Here is a 15,863-nt window from a genome sequence, read left to right as displayed (position 1 = left end):
CCTCCTTAGCGGTTTTCCAGGCTCGCTGCACGAGCGTAAGGCAGAGCGCTCTCAGTACCTTTCAGTGCAGCCTGTTGAGCATGTTGGCGCAAGTAGCCTGGCAGACGTTGATCGTGCCAGCCTGGCTGACCTTGCAGTACGCCATTGGCCATAGGACCGGTGGCTTCCGAACTCTCATTGTAGCCTGCCAAAACAGCGGGGCCCTTGATTTGAGGAGCGGCCAGATTCTGTTGGCTGGATTGCTGCGCCAATTCGACACCAGCGATTTCGTCCTGGTTGTACAGACGAACACCTGCCAGTACAGCAACGGTAACCGAAGCAGCGACAGCCAGGCGCCCCAGGCTACGCCATGGACCACGGGTGGCTTTTGCCGGCACGGCTTCGTCAGCCAGGGCTGCAGAGACGGCCGCCGCAATATCCAGTCGTGGAAGCAGCAGATCCTTGTGCATCGCTGCCCGAGCGATCTGATAACGAGCCCAGGTTTCACGGGTTTCAACATCGTCGCAGGCACTGAGTACCCGACGCAATTCCAATTCGTCCGCTTCGTTATCCATCACTGCGGACAGCGATTCCTGCAGGGCTTCACGACTCATGGCGTTCCTCTCTTGGCTGTCGCCGCTGTCTTTAGTTTTCCTGCAACAACGGCTGCAGGGCTTTATCGATGGCCTCCCGGGCGCGGAAAATCCGGGAGCGCACGGTGCCTACCGGACACTGCATGACGCTCGCAATGTCCTCGTAACTCAGACCATCGAATTCACGTAAAGTTAGAGCCGTACGCAAATCTTCCGGTAGTTGCTGAATGGTTCGATGGACGGTGCCTTCGATCTCATCCCGCAGCAAAGCTCGTTCTGGCGACTCGAGATCCTTGAGGCCATGATCGCCATCGTAGAACTCTGCATCTTCGGAACTGACATCGCTATCCGGCGGCCGACGGCCGCGTGAAACCAGATAGTTTTTCGCCGTGTTGATGGCGATGCGGTAAAGCCACGTATAAAACGCGCTGTCTCCGCGAAAATTTCCTAGCGCACGGTATGCCTTGATGAAAGCTTCCTGCGCCACATCCTGGGCTTCATGGGTGTCGTGCACAAAACGCACGATCAACCCGAGAATTTTGTGCTGGTATTTCAGCACTAGCAGATCGAACGCACGCTTGTCGCCGCGCTGAACGCGTTCGACCAGCTGCTGATCCTCTTCCTGGGTTAGCATGAACACTCCTCGATAAGCTCGAAGGAGGCTTGCATAACTAAACGACCGGACTTGCAAACATAGACTCGGGCTTTTCGCAAAAGTTCTCCCCCTCCAGGCAAGTTTCCTGCGGGCTCTGATTCGGCACGCACGAAAAGCGCAGCGCGAGATAACCCGGCTGCGCGAATAATCTTGTCATCGGATTCGCCGGCATGGATCCAACCGCAGATCCCGCTCTGAAGCCGACACTGTCCCTTTTATCAGGCAACCGTCTATTGATCTTGGGCCTTTGGCAAAAGTTCCAAATATTTATAGCTGCGCGAAACCGACATTGTGCAACCGTGCAGTGAAAAAGACTGTTAAATCCGCGATACAGTGCTGTTGTCAGCAAATCGCTCAAAAAAACATCCGACGAAGCGTCGGGTCTTTTCCGTCACAGTAGTTTCACAATGCCATATGAGCTCGGCTATTGTGCCGCTCCCCCCCTCTATATACTAGTGGGCTGTGCGGTTGCCTGACCTTGCCTTCCAGATGTCCAGCGCCTACCCCGACCTGGGTCGCTTTGAGCGGAATCCTGAAATGAGCCAACAGTTTCAACACGATGTTCTGGTAATTGGCAGCGGTGCTGCCGGCTTGAGCCTTGCGCTGACCTTGCCCGATCATTTGCGCATCGCCGTACTGAGCAAAGGCGACCTCGCCAACGGCTCGACTTTCTGGGCCCAGGGCGGTGTTGCGGCCGTCCTGGACGATACCGACACCGTGGAATCCCACGTCGATGACACCCTCAATGCCGGCGGCGGGCTGTGCCATGAAGACGCCGTGCGCTTTACCGTCGAGCACAGTAAAGAGGCGATCCAATGGCTGATCGATCAGGGCGTTCCCTTTACCCGCGATGAACAGTCCGGCAGCGAAGACGGCGGATTCGAATTCCACCTGACCCGAGAAGGCGGTCACAGTCATCGACGTATCATCCACGCCGCCGATGCCACCGGTGCGGCCATTTTCAGAACGTTGCTCACCCAGGCCAGACAACGGCCGAACATCGAACTGCTGGAACAGCGGGTGGCGATCGACCTGATCACGACAAAACGTCTGGGCCTGGAAGGCAATCGCTGCCTGGGTGCTTATGTACTCAATCGCGGCACGGGCGAAGTCGACACCTATGGCGCCCGTTTCGTGATCCTCGCCTCCGGCGGCGCGGCCAAGGTCTACCTCTACACCAGCAATCCCGATGGCGCCTGCGGTGACGGCATCGCCATGGCCTGGCGCTCGGGCTGCCGGGTCGCGAATCTGGAATTCAACCAGTTCCACCCCACCTGCCTCTATCACCCGCAAGCCAAGAGTTTCCTGATCACCGAAGCCCTGCGTGGTGAAGGTGCGCACCTGAAACTGCCCAACGGCGAACGGTTCATGCAGCGCTTTGACCCTCGGGCCGAACTGGCGCCGCGGGATATCGTCGCCCGCGCCATCGACCATGAAATGAAGCGCCTGGGCGTCGATTGCGTCTATCTGGACATCAGCCACAAATCCGAAGCGTTCATCAAGACACACTTTCCGACGGTGTACGAACGCTGCCTCGAATTTTCCATCGACATCACGCGACAACCGATTCCGGTGGTTCCGGCGGCGCACTACACCTGCGGCGGCGTCATGGTCGACCAGCAAGGTCGCACCGACGTGCCCGGGCTCTATGCGATTGGCGAAACCAGCTTCACCGGCCTGCACGGTGCCAACCGCATGGCCAGCAATTCATTGCTGGAATGTTTCGTTTACGCCCGTTCGGCGGCGGCAGACATTCTGGAACAGTTGCCACAGGTTGCAGCGCCCGTCGCCCTGCCCGCTTGGGATGCGAGCCAGGTGACCGACTCCGATGAAGACGTGATCATCGCGCACAACTGGGATGAACTGCGACGCTTCATGTGGGACTACGTCGGCATCGTGCGCACCAACAAGCGCCTGCAGCGGGCCCAGCATCGGGTACGCTTGTTGCTCGATGAAATCGACGAGTTCTATAGCAATTACAAGGTCAGCCGGGACTTGATCGAGTTGCGCAACCTGGCCCAAGTGGCCGAGCTGATGATCCTGTCGGCCATGGAGCGCAAGGAGAGTCGTGGCCTGCATTACACCCTCGACTATCCGAACATGCTGCCTGTTGCCCTGGATACTATTCTGGTGCCGCCCACCTACGCCGACTGAACTTGAGCCGAACCCGCAGGCGTCGGTGCACATCCGCCGCCTGCGAATCCCGGGGCACGCATACCGCCCTGACTCGCCGTTCACCCCGCAATCGAAAACGCAGCACCACGACCAGTGGCAACGCCAGGCTGTCCGGCAGCAGTTGCACCGGCTGCCATCCCTGCGACTCACTCCATAACTGCCAGCCCTCGGCGTCACGCCGCAAGCCGCGGAACGCCTGCGGATGCGTCAGCCGTATCTGGCGCGGCAGCGCCCAAACGCCATGCAACAGACAGCACAAGGCACCGAGCAAAAGGGCCCAGATCGGCAGATTGAGAAGAAACAGCGAACCCAGTGCGAGCAACTGGGCGAAGGAATATGCCGCCAGCAACTGCCCCGAGGCATGCCAGCGGCATTCGAACGAATTACTTGGGCTGGACACGATCCAGAATCATGCGAACCATGCGTTGAAGCTCTGGATCTTCCGATTCGGAACGTTCCATGAACCAGCCGAACATGTCCTGATCTTCGCATTCGAGCAACCTGACGTAGCAGGCCCGATCAACGTCGTTGAGGTGCGGATAGACCTCTTTCACAAACGGCACCAGCAACACGTCAAGCTCAAGCATGCCGCGGCGGCTGTGCCAGTAGAGGCGATTCAGTTCAACATCTTCGACCATGGAGCGCTCCTCAAATAGGCCGCAAGTATACAGCCCCACGCCTCATCGAACAGTCGGCTTTGGTCGGTCACCGACGATCCTTTGTGAACTACCCATTTCGAAGGCGCCCCCTTATCATGTCCGCCAGACTTTTTACCCTGCGATGACCCATGGCCGATTCTGCTTTTTTCTGCACGCTGCCTCATGAAGGTGTTCTGGCGGTCCGCGGCGCGGATGCCAGTAAGTTCCTGCAAGGGCAATTGACCTGCAACCTCAACTACCTGAGCGATACCCAGGCCAGCCTCGGCGCGCGCTGCACGCAGAAAGGCCGGATGCAATCGAGTTTCCGCATCCTGCTCGACGGTGACGGCGTGCTCCTGGCCATGGCCAGCGAACTGCTGGAGCCGCAATTGGCGGACCTGAAAAAATACGCGGTGTTCTCCAAATCAAAATTGACCGATGAAAGCGCCGCCTGGGTCCGCTTCGGCGTCGATCAGGGTGATGCTGCACTCAGTAGCCTCGGGCTTGAGCTACCGGCGGACACCGACAGCGTCGTGCGCCATGACGGTCTGATCGCCGTTCGCGTTTCGCCCGGTCGCGCCGAACTCTGGGCCGCTGCCGATCAGGCCGACACGATCAAGGGCAAGCTGGCCGCCCTGTTGGCCGAAGGCGATCTGAATCAATGGCTGCTGGGCCAGATCCGCGCCGGGATCGGCCAGGTGATGCCGGGCACCCGCGAGCTGTTCATCCCGCAGATGCTCAACTTGCAAGCCGTTGGCGGCGTGAGCTTCAAGAAAGGCTGTTACACCGGCCAGGAAATCGTCGCGCGCATGCAGTACCTGGGCAAACTCAAGCGCCGCCTGTATCGCGTACAACTGGACGCCGGTGACCTGCCTGAACCGGGAACCCAGCTGTTCGCCCCAAGCCATGCCAGCTCGATCGGTGAAGTGGTACTGGCTGCCCAAGCCGGACAGCACATTGAACTGCTGGCGGTGTTGCAAGCCGAAGCGGCAGAAGCCGGCGATATCCATGTGGGCGCGCTCGATGGGCCAGCCTTGCATTTGCTCGATTTGCCTTACGAACTGGACCGCGACCGCGAAATCCAGCGTTAACCGCCGTACTTTTTGCGACACCTAGAGAAACGAAATGAGTGAGCTGGCGGAAAAGGTCCAACAGGATTTGGTTGAGGCCATCGATAACGATGACCTGGTTCTGCCGACACTGCCGGAAGTGGCCTTGCAGATTCGCAAGGCCGCTGAAGACCCGGAAATCAGCATCAGCACCCTGAGCAAAGTGATCGGTCGCGATACCGCCCTGTCGGCGCGCCTGATCAAAGTGGTCAATAGCCCTTTGCTGCGCGCGACCCAGGAAGTCACCGACCTGCACACGGCGATCACGCGCCTGGGCATCAACTACAGCAGCAACCTGGCCATCGGCCTGGTCATGGAACAGATTTTCCATGCCCGCTCCGAGGTGGTGGAACAGAAGATGCGCGAAGTCTGGCGCAAGAGCCTGGAAATCGCCGGGGTCAGCTATTCGTTGTGCCGCAGCTACACCCAGCTCAAGCCTGATCAGGCGGCGCTTGGCGGGCTGGTGCATCAGATCGGTGTACTGCCGATCCTGACCTATGCCGAGGATCACTATGAACTGCTGTCCGATCCGGTCAGCCTGAACCACGTGATCGAGCACATTCATCCATTGCTTGGCGACAAGTTGCTCAGGGTCTGGGAGTTTCCGGAGATGCTGGTGCAAGTGCCACGGCAGTACCTGAACTTCAAACGACAGTCGGCGCAGATCGATTACGTCGATCTGGTGCAGGTGGCCAGCCTGTATTGCCACAAAGACACCGACCACCCGCTCTCGCGAATCGATCCTTTCAGCGTGCCGGCCTTCATCAAGCTCGGGATCGATCCCGACAACAAGGCGATGTGTGCTGACCTGGAAGAAACGCGTTCGATGTTTTATTGATCCTGGACCGCGTCGCCCCCTTCGCGAGCAGGCTCGCTCCCACATGGGATCCATGCAGCACCACACACCTCTGTGGGAGCGAGCCTGCTCGCGAAGGGGGCAGGCCAGACACCATCACTCCCCGGCAATAAAACTCACCCGCACCTTCAACCCCCGGTGCTCGCCATCGTGCAGGCTGATCTGCGCCAGGTGCGCGCGGCAGATCTCGCCGACAATCGCCAATCCCAAGCCTGATCCGGCCACTTGCTGGTTGCGCCGGTAGAAACGCTCGAACACCCGCTCGCGCTCTTCCAGGGGAATGCCCGGGCCATCGTCCTCGACCTCCAGCACCGCAGGCGCCGAAACCCGCAGGATGACATTGCCGCCGGGGGGCGTATGGGCCAGCGCGTTGTCCACCAGATTACTCAACAGTTCGTTCAACAAGGTCGGCTCGCCCCGCAGCCATATCGGCTCGTCCGCTTCCAGTGCGAGCGCCACGCCGCGTTTATGGGCCAGCGGCGCCATGGCCATCCCCAGTTCACGGGCCAACTGGCTCAGATCGAGCAACTGCGCGCCCCCTTCGGCAATCGCCCGGGCGCCATTCTCGACCCGTGCCAGTGAAAGCAACTGATTGGCCAAGTGGGTCAAGCGATCGGTGCTCTGGGCGGCGGTCTCCAGGGTATTGCGCCAGGTATCGGGTTCGCTCGCCCGCATGCCAAGCTCAAGGCGCGCCTTGAGGGCTGCCAGCGGTGTGCGCAATTCATGGGCGGCATCGGCGATAAATTGCGCCTGACGCTCGAACTGCTCACGCAGGCGTTCCGTAAAGTGATTGAGTGCACGCACCAAGGGCCACAACTCGCGCTGCACTTCCACCAACGGCAAAGGACGAAGGTCGTCGGATTGCCGCTCTTCCACCGCTGTCCGCAAGCGCTCCAACGGACGCAACGCCGCGCTGACAGCAAACCACACCAGCAGCAGCGCACCGACCGCCAGCATGCCCAGGCGCAGCAAGGTATCCGCCGCCAGGCTGCGCGCCATGCTCACCCGCGCCTCATCGGTTTCCGCCACGCGAATTTCCGCCATGCCATTCATGTTCGGCTCGCTGACCGGCTTGAGCAGGCTGACCACCCGCACGTTCTGCCCGCGATACGTGGCGTTGTAAAAACGCGCCAGTGCCGGGTAGTCATCGGTACGCGGCGTTCCCGGCGGGGGCGCGGGAAGGTTTTCGTAACCGGAAATCAGGTTCTGGTGGATGTCGTTGACCAGGTAAAAAATTCGTCCGGCGCTGTCGTAGGCAAAGGTATCCAGCGCCACGTAAGGCACATCGGCACTGAGCGTTCCGTCACGCTGGGAGACGCCCGCTGCGATGGTTCGTGCCGACGCCAGCAAGGTCCGGTCATAGGCCGTATCGGCGGCTTCGCGACCGTTCCAGTAGGCGCTCAAGCCACTGGCCAGCATCAACACCACCAGCAACAGCGCCAGGTTCCACAGCAACCGCCAACGCAGACTGCTGGGCTTATGCATCGCGGCTTTCCAGCAAGTAGCCGAGGCCGCGGAAGGTCACGATCGCGACCGGTTGACCGTCAAGTTTCTTGCGCAAGCGGTGCACGTAGATTTCGATGGCGTCGGGGCTGGCCTCTTCGTCGAGACCAAAAACCTGGGAGGCCAGCTGCTCCTTGCTCATGACCCGGCCGGGACGCGCAATCAGGGCCTCGAGCACCGCCTGCTCGCGGGAGGTCAGGGTCAACAATTCTTCGCCGAGGGTGAAGCGCCGGGTATCGAGGTCATAGGCCAGTACCCCGCAGCGCTGCACACGCTCGCCGCCCAACACGCTACGGCGCAGCAACGCTTTGACCCGGGCTTCGAGTTCGGTCAATTCGAAAGGCTTGGCCAGGTAATCGTCGGCGCCCAGGTTGAGGCCATGGACCCGATCCTTGACATCACTGCGCGCGGTCAACATCAGCACCGGCAGGTTCTTGCCCCGCGCGCGCAGACGCGCCAGTACTTCAAAACCATCCATGCGCGGCAGGCCGACATCGAGAATCGCCATGGCGTATTCCTCGCTGCCCAACGCGAGATCGGCGGCCACGCCATCGTGCAGCACGTCCACGGTCAACCCGGTGCTCTTGAGCGCCTGGGCAACACTTTCGGCGAGCTGCAGATGATCTTCGACGAGCAGAACACGCATGGATCTTTACCTCATTCAGGGATGGTCAACGCCATTCTTTGGCGCGGAGTTTACAGCCACCTCCGCTGCTGTGAAGCCCAAAAAAACCGTGTAAGCCCGATGAAAGGTTAGCGAAAGGTTGGCTGGTTAGAGTCGAGTTACGGAATGTTTCAAGTTCCGTCGCTGCTGCCAAACAGCGATCCGAAAAACGCCTCGAAGCGTTTTCGACAAATAAGAACAATAAACGGAGTAAGTCACCCATGCAGTCCTTGCAGACCCAGGCTATCGCGCCTGCCCGCCTCTCCCGTTTCAGCAACACCGCCCTTGCCAGTGCCGCCGCGCTTGCCGGTTTTTCGCCGCTGAGCCAGGCCGACTTCATCGAAGACAGTTCGGCCACCTTCGAAACCCGCAACATGTACTTCAACCGCGATTTTCGCGACGGCACCAGCGCCCAGCAGTCCAAGCGTGACGAGTGGGCCCAGGGTTTCATGCTCAATCTGCAATCAGGTTACACCGACGGCACCGTGGGGTTCGGAGTCGATGCGTTGGGCATGCTGGGGGTCAAGCTCGATTCCAGTCCTGATCGCACCGGCACCGGCCTGCTGCCGACCCACGACGACGGACGCGCAGCTGACGAATACTCCAAACTGGGCCTGACCGGCAAAGTGAAAATCTCCGCCACCGAACTGAAAATCGGCAGCCTGATTCCGGAACTGCCAATCCTCAAGCCAAACGATGGGCGCATCCTGCCGCAGACGTTTGAAGGCGGCCTGCTGACCTCCAAAGAGATCAAGAACCTGACCTTCACCGGCGGACGCCTGGAGAAAGCCAAGGACCGCGACAGCACTGACTTCGAGGACATCGCCCTCAACAACAAGAACAGTCGTTTCGCCGGTACGGTGGCCGGCAAGCATTTCGACTTTGGCGGCGTGGACTACAAGTTCACCGACAAAATCACCGGCAGCTACCACTTCGCGCAGCTCGATGAAGTCTACAACCAGCACTTCCTGGGTGTGATTGCCTCGCAGCCATTCGGACCGGGTACGATCGGTACCGATTTGCGCCTGGCCATCAGTGACGACGAGGGCGCAGCCCGTGGCGGCAAGATCGATAACCAATCCCTCAACGGCCTGGTGAGTTATGCCTTGAGCGGACACAAGTTCAGCGCCGGCTATCAGCACATGTCCGGCGACAGCGCGTTCCCCTATGTGGATGGCGCCGACCCGTACCTGGTCAACTTCGTGCAAATCAACGACTTTGCCGGCGCCGAAGAGCGCTCATGGCAGGCACGTTACGACTTCGACTTCGCCAAACTCGGCGTTCCCGGCCTGAGTTTCATGAGCCGTTACTTGAGCGGTGACAACATCAAACTCAAGAACGGTGACGAAGGCAAAGAGTGGGAGCGCAACACCGAGATCAAATATGTCGTGCAAAGTGGCGCCCTCAAGGACGTCGCCGTACGCCTGCGCAATGCCACTTACCGTTCCAACTACTCTGCTCGCGATGCCGATGAAGTGCGTCTGCTGGTGAGCTATAGCGTTGCCCTTTGGTAATTCAGTACGTCCATAACAACAACTCCCAAGGAGACTTGAATGAACCTGTCAATGCGTAAAATCGCTCTCGCCGCCAGCTGCGTGCTGTTCGCCGGCCAACTGATGGCCGAGCCAAAGCGCCCGGAATGCATCGCCCCGGCCTCCCCTGGCGGTGGCTTCGACCTGACCTGCAAACTGGCGCAAAGCGCGCTGGTCAACGAAAAACTGCTGACCAAACCGATGCGCGTGACCTACATGCCCGGCGGTGTCGGCGCGGTGGCCTACAACGCGGTGGTCGCCCAACGCCCGGCGGATGCGGGCACGCTGGTGGCCTGGTCCAGCGGTTCGCTGCTGAACCTGGCGCAAGGCAAGTTCGGTCGTTTCGATGAAACCAACGTGCGCTGGCTCGCTGCCGTCGGTACCAGCTACGGCGCCATCGCGGTGAAAAGCGATTCGCCCTACAAGACCCTGGACGATCTGGTGCAGGCGCTGAAGAAAGATCCGAGCAAAGTGGTGATCGGTTCAGGCGGCACCGTGGGCAGCCAGGACTGGATGCAGACCGCGCTGATCGCTAAAGCCGCGGGTATCAATCCGCGTGACTTGCGTTACGTCGCCCTCGAAGGTGGCGGTGAAATCGCCACTGCCCTGCTCGGCGGTCACATCCAGGTCGGCAGCACCGACATCTCCGACTCCATGCCGCACATCCAGAGCGGCGACATGCGTCTGCTGGCGGTGTTCTCCGAAAAGCGCCTGGACGAGCCGGAAATGAAGGACATTCCGACCGCCAAAGAGCAAGGCTATGACATCGTCTGGCCGGTGGTTCGTGGCTTCTACCTGGGGCCAAAAGTCAGCGATGAAGACTACGCCTGGTGGAAAAACTCCTTCGACAAACTGCTGGCGTCCGAAGAGTTCGCCAAGCTGCGCGACCAGCGTGAACTGTTCCCGTTCGCCATGACCGGCCAGGAACTGGACACCTACGTGAAGAAGCAGGTCGCGGACTACAAGGTGCTGGCCAAAGAGTTCGGCCTGATTCAGTGATCGTCTCTGTCTAGCGGCCACGGTCCCGTCTTGCGGGGCCGTGGCACAGGAGTTTCCCATGCTCTTACAACGCCTTTTTGCTTCGGTGCTGTTGCTGGCCTGTCTCAGCCTGGTGCTGATGGCCTGGCCCTATCAGGCACCTTTTTCCTATGAACCGATCGGTCCTCGGGCCTTCCCTCTGCTGATGCTGGGGCTGATGGGCCTGGCGCTGGTGTACATGGTGTACCGCCCTTCACCGATCAAGCACACCGATGAAGATCCGCCGATGGACCGCGAAACCCTGACCAAGATCGGTGTTTGCGTGCTGTTGCTGCTGGTCTTCGCCGGGCTGTTCGAACCCCTGGGCTTCATCCTCAGCAGCATGCTGGTCGGCATCCCGATGGCGCGCCTGTATGGCGGACGCTGGTTGCCGGGCGCGGTGATCATCAGCCTGATGAGCGTCGGCCTGTACCTGCTGTTCGACAAAGTCATGGACGTGCCACTGCCTCTGGGCCTGCTCGACGTTCTGGAGAACTGATATGGATACGCTTGGTTATTTGAGTCACGGCTTCGGCGTCGCACTGACCCCTTACAACCTGGTGACCGCGCTCAGCGGCACCCTGATCGGCACCATCGTTGGCCTGTTGCCGGGGTTAGGGCCGATCAACGGCGTGGCGTTGCTGATCCCGATCGCCTTCGCCCTGGGCCTGCCGCCGGAATCGGCGCTGATCCTGCTGGCAGCGGTGTACCTGGGTTGCGAATACGGCGGCCGGATCAGCTCGATCCTGCTGAACATTCCGGGCGAAGCGTCCACTGTGATGACCACCCTCGACGGTTACCCGATGGCCCGCCAGGGCCTGGCCGGTGTGGCGCTGTCGCTGTCGGCCTGGAGTTCATTCATCGGCGCTTTCATTGCGACCTGCGGCATGGTGGTGTTCGCGCCGATGCTGGCGAAGTGGGCGATTGCCTTCGGCCCGGCGGAATACTTCGTGTTGATGGTGTTTGCGATTGTCTGCCTCGGCGGCATGGCGGGCGACCGTCCCCTGAAGACATTCATCGCGGCGTTGATCGGGCTGTTCCTGTCGACCGTCGGCATCGATGCCAACAGCGGCGTGTATCGCTTCACCGGCGACAACATCCACCTCACCGACGGCATTCAATTCGTGGTGCTGGTGCTGGGCCTGTTCTCCATCAGCGAAATCCTCTTGCTGCTGGAAAAAACCCACCGTGGCCAGGAAGCCTTCCAGGCCACCGGGCGGATGCTGTTCAACTTCAAGGAAGCCGCGTCGGTGTTCTGGGTGAACATGCGTTGCGGTGTGCTCGGTTTCATCATGGGCGTGCTGCCGGGTGCCGGTGCGACACTGGCCAGCGCCGTGGCCTACATGACCGAAAAACGCATTGCCGGGCCGAACGGCAAATTCGGCCAGGGCGACAAGCGTGGCCTGGCGGCTCCGGAAACCGCCATCGGTGCTGAAGCCTGCGGCGCACTGGTGCCGATGCTGACCCTCGGCGTTCCGGGTTCGGGCACCACGGCAGTGATGATCGGCGCGCTGTCGCTGTACAACATCACCCCGGGCCCGCTGCTGTTCCAACAGCAACCGGACATCGTCTGGGGCCTGATCGCGTCGTTGTTCATCGCCAACATCATGCTGGTGATCCTCAACATCCCGATGATCCGCATCTTCACCAAAATCCTCGCCGTGCCGAACTGGGCGCTGGTGCCGATGATCGCGATCATCACCGCCATTGGCGTGTACGCGGTGCATGCCACCACCTTCGACCTGTTCCTGATGATCGGCATCGGCATCTTCGGTTACATCCTGCGCAAGCTGGACTTCCCGCTGTCGCCGGTACTGCTGGGCTTCATCCTCGGCGGTTTGATGGAACAAAACCTGCGTCGGGCCTTGTCGATTTCCAACGGTTCCCTGGACATTCTCTGGTCGAGCGGAATCACCGTCGGTGTCTGGGGGTTGATCGTGGTGATGTTGCTGGTGCCGATCCTGCGGATCTGGCGCAAGCGTTCGGTTGCCCGGCGCGTTATCGCCGATGTCTGATCGAACACCCTTCAAAGCCTGGTGGGGCACACCACTGGTCGGCCTGCTGGGCGGTTACCTCGCCAGCCAGGTCGGCTGGCCGCTGCCGTGGATGGTCGGCTCGTTGCTGGCGATCATCCTCGTGCGCTGCCTGACACCCTGGCAATTGGCGGAAATCCCTGGCGGCCGCAAGTGCGGCCAGTGGATTGTCGGCATCGGCATCGGCCTGCACTTCACCCCGGTGGTGATGGAGCAGGTTTTGAGTCATTTCGGCCTGATTTTCTTCGGTGCACTGGTCACCAGTCTGTCGGCGGTGGTCGGGGTCTGGTTGATGCGGCGCACCGGCGAAGATCGCGCCACAGCGTTCTTCTCGAGCATGCCCGGTGGCTCCGGGGAGATGGTCAACCTCGGCGCCCGTAACGGCGCGGTGCTCAGCCGTGTCGCGGCGGGACAGAGTTTGCGGGTGTTGGTGGTCGTTCTCTGTGTGCCGGCCGCATTCAAATACCTGTTGGGCGACGGCACGCCCATCTCCCACGCCGGCAGCATCGATTGGCGCTGGCTGGCGTTTTTGTTTCCTGCTGGCGCAGTCGTGGCCTGGATCTGGGAGCGCCTGCGTCAACCCAACCCATGGCTGTTCGGGCCGTTGCTGGTGAGTGCAGCGGTCAGCATCGGCTGGGATTTACACATCGGATTGCCCAACGGTGGCAGCCAGATTGGCCAATGGCTGATCGGCAGCGGTCTGGGCTGTCACTTCAATCGACAGTTTTTCCGCCGCGCGCCCTCGTTCATGGGCCGCACTTTGATCGGCACGGTGTTGACCATGTTGATTGCGACGGCGGCGGCATTGGGCTTGAGCGCCCTGACCCACCTGGATCTGCGTTCGCTGACCCTGGGCATGATGCCCGGCGGTATTGCGGAGATGAGCCTGACGGCGGAGACCCTGCAACTGTCGGTACCGCTGGTGACGGCAATGCAGGTGATGCGGTTGCTGTTTGTGTTGTTTCTGGCGGAGCCGTTGTTCAAGTACTGGAACCGGGGTCCGGATTCAGTCTGATAGACCGAGTCAAGTCCTTCGCGAGCAGGCTCGCTCCCACAGGGTTCGCGTGTTCCTTGTGGGAGCGAGCCTGCTCGCGTAGCTTTTTCAGAGGTTCGGCAATCGCCACTCGATCGGCGTCTCGCCGTTCTGCTCCAGGAACTTGTTGGTCCGGCTGAAGTGCCCGCAACCCAGGAAGCCACGATAGGCCGACAACGGTGACGGGTGCACCGAGGTCAGCACCAGGTGCTTGGTGGCGTCGATCAGCTTCTGCTTGCTCTGGGCATGGGCGCCCCACAGCATGAACACCAGGTGCGGTTGCCTTTGGCTGACCACTTCAATGATCCGATCCGTGAAAAACTGCCAGCCCTTGTCCTTGTGCGCATTGGCGTTGGCGCGCTCGACTGTCATGGTGGTGTTGAGCATCAGCACGCCCTGTTCCGCCCAGCTCTGCAGGTAACCGTGGTTGGGGATGTCGATGTTCAGGTCGCGCTTCAACTCTTTATAGATGTTCACCAGCGACGGCGGTGCCGGTACGCCCGGTTGCACCGAGAAGCACAAACCATGAGCCTGGCCCGGGCCGTGATACGGGTCCTGACCGAGGATGACCACCTTGACCTTGTCCAGCGGCGTCGAGTTCAGGGCGTTGAAAATCATCGGGCCCGGTGGATAGATTTCCTTGCCGGCCGCCCGCTCCTGTTGCAGGAAATTTCGCAACTCTGCCATGTAAGGCTGGTCGAATTCGGCACGCAGTGCCTCCTTCCAGCTCGGTTCGAGTTTGATACGGTCGTCAGCAGTCATGGTCACATCCGGCAAAAACAATGGGGCGAACCCTAAGAAGGCCGACCACGCTTGTCAATTGATCTGACGCAGATCCGGCACTTTCCCGCACAGCGATCATACTTAACCCTCAAATTCCCGATCGAGGTCACGATGAATCTGCACTTCGAAGAACTCACCGGCACCGACGGCGCCCGCATCGGCGTTGCCACCCTCGATGCCGAAAAGTCGCTCAACGCCCTGTCATTGCCGATGATCAACGCCCTGCGCGATCGACTGGACGCCTGGGCCAAGGAGCCGCAAATCGTCTGCGTATTGTTGCGCGGCAACGGCGCCAAGGCCTTTTGCGCCGGCGGCGAAGTGCGCAGTCTGGTGGAGGCCTGTCGCGCCCACCCGGGCGAAGTGCCCACCTTGGCCGCGCACTTTTTCAACTCGGAATATCGCCTGGACTTCAGCCTGCACACTTACCCCAAGCCGCTGATCTGCTGGGGACACGGTTATGTACTCGGCGGCGGTATGGGCCTGCTGCAAGGCGCGAGCATTCGCATTGTCACGCCGAGCAGTCGACTGGCAATGCCGGAGATCAGCATCGGCCTGTACCCTGACGTCGGCGCCAGCTGGTTCCTGTCGCGCCTGCCCGGCAAGCTCGGGCTGTTCCTCGGCCTGACCGGCGCCCATATGAACGGTCGCGACGCCATTGACCTGGATCTGGCCGACCGTTTCCTGCTGGATGAGCAACAGGAAAAGCTCATCGAAGGCTTGTTGCAATTGAACTGGCAGGAACAGACGCCGATGCAGCTCAACAGCCTGCTCAAGGCCCTGCAGCAGGAAGCCGTCGACCAGATGCCCGAAGCCCAGTGGCTGCCGCGACGCCAGCGTATCGATGAACTGCTGGATGTCAGCGATGTACGATGTGCCTGGAAAGCCATCAGTGCGTTGCGCGATCACACCGACCTCCTGCTCAGCCGCGCCGCGCGGACCATGAGCGAAGGCTCGCCGCTGACCGCTCGTCTGGTGTGGGAACAGATCGTCCGCGCCCGGCATCTGTCGCTGGCGCAGGTTTTTCAGATGGAATACACCCTGAGCCTCAATTGCTGCCGCCATCCGGAATTCAGCGAAGGGGTGCGTGCGCGGTTGATCGACAAGGATCAGAAACCGCACTGGCACTGGCCGGATATCAACAAAGTGCCGGATGCCGTGGTGGAGGCGCATTTCAAAAAGGTTTGGGAAGGCCGGCATCCGTTGGCGGATCTATCAGAGTACTGATAACAACTGTGGGAGCGAGCCTGCTCGCGAAGAGGGAGTGTCAGACGCCATTAGTGCTGTCTGATACGC

The 15,863-nt window shown here is 60.5% G+C and carries 16 protein-coding genes; 9 read left to right on the top strand and 7 right to left on the bottom strand.

The window, feature by feature from the left end; translation table 11 throughout:
• Nucleotides 1-5 precede the first annotated feature (5 nt).
• Nucleotides 6-593, bottom strand: coding sequence for a sigma-E factor negative regulatory protein (locus HNQ83_RS18720; protein ID WP_175390303.1), 588 nt, complete (start codon nt 591-593; stop codon nt 6-8).
• A 31-nt stretch (nt 594-624) separates the two neighbouring features.
• Entirely contained in the window at nt 625-1,206 is a 582-nt protein-coding gene (gene rpoE / locus HNQ83_RS18715) for an RNA polymerase sigma factor RpoE (RefSeq protein ID WP_003172477.1), read from the bottom strand.
• 558 nt (nt 1,207-1,764) lie between these two features.
• On the opposite strand from rpoE, the gene nadB reads away from it, so the two are divergent.
• A complete protein-coding gene (gene nadB, locus HNQ83_RS18710; protein ID WP_175390302.1) occupies nt 1,765-3,381 on the top strand; it encodes an L-aspartate oxidase in 1,617 nt (538 codons plus the stop codon).
• Here the strand turns inward: nadB and HNQ83_RS18705 are convergent.
• Nucleotides 3,350-3,802 carry a protein YgfX gene (locus HNQ83_RS18705; RefSeq protein ID WP_175390301.1) on the bottom strand — a complete coding sequence of 151 codons (453 nt, stop codon included), beginning with the start codon at nt 3,800-3,802 and terminating at the stop codon, nt 3,350-3,352. The genes nadB and HNQ83_RS18705 overlap by 32 nt on opposite strands.
• On the bottom strand, nt 3,786-4,040 hold the full coding sequence (locus HNQ83_RS18700) for a succinate dehydrogenase assembly factor 2 (protein ID WP_007930227.1): 255 nt from the start codon (nt 4,038-4,040) through the stop codon (nt 3,786-3,788). The genes HNQ83_RS18705 and HNQ83_RS18700 overlap by 17 nt, the downstream gene beginning before the upstream one ends.
• Nucleotides 4,041-4,189: 149 nt before the next feature.
• Here HNQ83_RS18700 and HNQ83_RS18695 point away from each other — a divergent pair, with 149 nt between their 5' ends.
• Nucleotides 4,190-5,131, top strand: a complete 942-nt coding sequence (locus HNQ83_RS18695; RefSeq protein ID WP_175390300.1) for a folate-binding protein YgfZ — start codon at nt 4,190-4,192, stop codon at nt 5,129-5,131.
• A gap of 34 nt (nt 5,132-5,165) precedes the next feature.
• The gene (locus HNQ83_RS18690; protein ID WP_175390299.1) at nt 5,166-5,987 is read left to right on the top strand and encodes an HDOD domain-containing protein; all 822 of its coding nucleotides are present in this window, start codon (nt 5,166-5,168) and stop codon (nt 5,985-5,987) included.
• Between the two features lie 114 nt (nt 5,988-6,101).
• Here HNQ83_RS18690 and HNQ83_RS18685 read toward each other — a convergent pair whose 3' ends face one another.
• Together HNQ83_RS18685 and HNQ83_RS18680 are read right to left on the bottom strand one after the other, a co-directional pair.
• Nucleotides 6,102-7,490 (bottom strand): sensor histidine kinase, encoded by a 1,389-nt coding sequence (locus tag HNQ83_RS18685; protein WP_175390298.1) that lies wholly within the window; start codon nt 7,488-7,490, stop codon nt 6,102-6,104.
• Nucleotides 7,483-8,154, bottom strand: a complete 672-nt coding sequence (locus HNQ83_RS18680; protein ID WP_175390297.1) for a response regulator — start codon at nt 8,152-8,154, stop codon at nt 7,483-7,485. The genes HNQ83_RS18685 and HNQ83_RS18680 overlap by 8 nt, the downstream gene beginning before the upstream one ends.
• A 239-nt stretch (nt 8,155-8,393) precedes the next feature.
• Here HNQ83_RS18680 and HNQ83_RS18675 point away from each other — a divergent pair, with 239 nt between their 5' ends.
• Genes HNQ83_RS18675 through HNQ83_RS18655 form a run of 5 tightly spaced genes read left to right on the top strand, consistent with a single transcriptional unit; the run spans nt 8,394 to nt 13,769 of the window.
• Entirely contained in the window at nt 8,394-9,686 is a 1,293-nt protein-coding gene (locus tag HNQ83_RS18675; protein ID WP_175390296.1) for an OprD family porin, read from the top strand.
• A 39-nt stretch (nt 9,687-9,725) separates the two neighbouring features.
• Entirely contained in the window at nt 9,726-10,703 is a 978-nt protein-coding gene (locus tag HNQ83_RS18670) for a tripartite tricarboxylate transporter substrate binding protein (RefSeq protein WP_175390295.1), read from the top strand.
• 58 nt (nt 10,704-10,761) lie between these two features.
• A complete protein-coding gene (locus tag HNQ83_RS18665) occupies nt 10,762-11,220 on the top strand; it encodes a tripartite tricarboxylate transporter TctB family protein (RefSeq protein WP_175390294.1) in 459 nt (152 codons plus the stop codon).
• A 1-nt stretch (nt 11,221) separates the two neighbouring features.
• Complete coding sequence (locus HNQ83_RS18660) at nt 11,222-12,736, top strand: tripartite tricarboxylate transporter permease (protein ID WP_175390293.1); 1,515 nt, start codon at nt 11,222-11,224, stop codon at nt 12,734-12,736.
• On the top strand, nt 12,729-13,769 hold the full coding sequence (locus HNQ83_RS18655; protein ID WP_175390292.1) for an AbrB family transcriptional regulator: 1,041 nt from the start codon (nt 12,729-12,731) through the stop codon (nt 13,767-13,769). The genes HNQ83_RS18660 and HNQ83_RS18655 overlap by 8 nt, the downstream gene beginning before the upstream one ends.
• A gap of 87 nt (nt 13,770-13,856) precedes the next feature.
• Here HNQ83_RS18655 and ung read toward each other — a convergent pair whose 3' ends face one another.
• Nucleotides 13,857-14,549 (bottom strand): uracil-DNA glycosylase, encoded by a 693-nt coding sequence (gene ung, locus HNQ83_RS18650; protein WP_175390291.1) that lies wholly within the window; start codon nt 14,547-14,549, stop codon nt 13,857-13,859.
• Between the two features lie 132 nt (nt 14,550-14,681).
• On the opposite strand from ung, the gene HNQ83_RS18645 reads away from it, so the two are divergent.
• On the top strand, nt 14,682-15,794 hold the full coding sequence (locus tag HNQ83_RS18645; RefSeq protein WP_175390290.1) for an enoyl-CoA hydratase/isomerase family protein: 1,113 nt from the start codon (nt 14,682-14,684) through the stop codon (nt 15,792-15,794).
• The last annotated feature ends 69 nt before the right edge of the window (nt 15,795-15,863 follow it).

Origin of the sequence: Pseudomonas sp. C2B4, assembly GCF_013359695.1 — a bacterium.
GTDB lineage: Bacteria > Pseudomonadota > Gammaproteobacteria > Pseudomonadales > Pseudomonadaceae > Aquipseudomonas.
The sequence above is the reverse complement of the archived record's forward strand: the minus strand, read 5'-3'. Positions and strand labels throughout refer to the sequence as shown.

Bases quoted from the DNA above. Each gene is read 5' to 3' on its own strand.
- HNQ83_RS18720 (WP_175390303.1), bottom strand. From the start codon at position 593: ATGAGTCGTGAAGCCCTGCAGGAATCGCTGTCCGCAGTGATGGATAAC.
- rpoE (WP_003172477.1), bottom strand. From the start codon at position 1,206: ATGCTAACCCAGGAAGAGGATCAGCAGCTGGTCGAACGCGTTCAGCGC.
- nadB (WP_175390302.1), top strand. From the start codon at position 1,765: ATGAGCCAACAGTTTCAACACGATGTTCTGGTAATTGGCAGCGGTGCT.
- HNQ83_RS18700 (WP_007930227.1), bottom strand. From the start codon at position 4,040: ATGGTCGAAGATGTTGAACTGAATCGCCTCTACTGGCACAGCCGCCGC.
- HNQ83_RS18695 (WP_175390300.1), top strand. From the start codon at position 4,190: ATGGCCGATTCTGCTTTTTTCTGCACGCTGCCTCATGAAGGTGTTCTG.
- HNQ83_RS18690 (WP_175390299.1), top strand. From the start codon at position 5,166: ATGAGTGAGCTGGCGGAAAAGGTCCAACAGGATTTGGTTGAGGCCATC.
- HNQ83_RS18685 (WP_175390298.1), bottom strand. From the start codon at position 7,490: ATGCATAAGCCCAGCAGTCTGCGTTGGCGGTTGCTGTGGAACCTGGCG.
- HNQ83_RS18680 (WP_175390297.1), bottom strand. From the start codon at position 8,154: ATGCGTGTTCTGCTCGTCGAAGATCATCTGCAGCTCGCCGAAAGTGTT.
- HNQ83_RS18675 (WP_175390296.1), top strand. From the start codon at position 8,394: ATGCAGTCCTTGCAGACCCAGGCTATCGCGCCTGCCCGCCTCTCCCGT.
- HNQ83_RS18670 (WP_175390295.1), top strand. From the start codon at position 9,726: ATGAACCTGTCAATGCGTAAAATCGCTCTCGCCGCCAGCTGCGTGCTG.
- HNQ83_RS18665 (WP_175390294.1), top strand. From the start codon at position 10,762: ATGCTCTTACAACGCCTTTTTGCTTCGGTGCTGTTGCTGGCCTGTCTC.
- HNQ83_RS18660 (WP_175390293.1), top strand. From the start codon at position 11,222: ATGGATACGCTTGGTTATTTGAGTCACGGCTTCGGCGTCGCACTGACC.
- HNQ83_RS18655 (WP_175390292.1), top strand. From the start codon at position 12,729: ATGTCTGATCGAACACCCTTCAAAGCCTGGTGGGGCACACCACTGGTC.
- ung (WP_175390291.1), bottom strand. From the start codon at position 14,549: ATGACTGCTGACGACCGTATCAAACTCGAACCGAGCTGGAAGGAGGCA.
- HNQ83_RS18645 (WP_175390290.1), top strand. From the start codon at position 14,682: ATGAATCTGCACTTCGAAGAACTCACCGGCACCGACGGCGCCCGCATC.